Source organism: Listeria sp. SHR_NRA_18, assembly GCF_003856515.1.
GTDB classification, from domain to species: Bacteria; Bacillota; Bacilli; order Lactobacillales; family Listeriaceae; genus Listeria_A; species Listeria_A newyorkensis.
In genome coordinates this window covers 1-449 of the sequence record NZ_QPKR01000062.1, presented here as the reverse complement: position 1 = coordinate 449, position 449 = coordinate 1, and the positions used below count along the sequence as shown (strand labels likewise).

1 protein-coding gene is annotated in these 449 nt (G+C 56.3%); it reads right to left on the bottom strand.

What is annotated here, in order from left to right:
- Positions 1-325, bottom strand: a 325-nt coding sequence (locus DUK53_RS17140; protein WP_124893248.1) for an ROK family protein, incomplete at its 3' end; no start/stop codon positions are given.
- Positions 326-449 lie beyond the last annotated feature (124 nt).

Below are 449 nucleotides of genomic sequence, written 5' to 3'. Positions count from 1 at the left end.
GGCAGTTGGCATCGTTGGCTAGCCGCACTTCGCGTTGCAGCATGGCAGAAAGATCTTTATCCATCGGCTGACCATTCAGCCAGGTGGAGTTGGCATTTTTTACCAGGCCGGTAAAGGGCGACAGCGTCCCGGGGATCCCCACGCCCACCGAGCCTTGCTGGCCGGTTTTTTCCTCCGCCAGCGTCACCAGCCCGCAGATAGCTTCTAGCGTCAGCTGATAATCATGACGAGGGGTGGCAATGCGATGACGGAACAGCTCTGCCCCATCGTTAGCCAATGCAATCACTTCAATTTTAGTGCCACCCAGATCGATACCAATACGCACAATTTCTCTCCCCAATTCAGCACGCCAACAAACTTGCCGCCCAGTGTAGCGCATAGCCCGGCTCACGCCACGCTCACCGAATGTGACGCCAATGGCAATTCCCCTATCTGGCTGTGTGAAACGC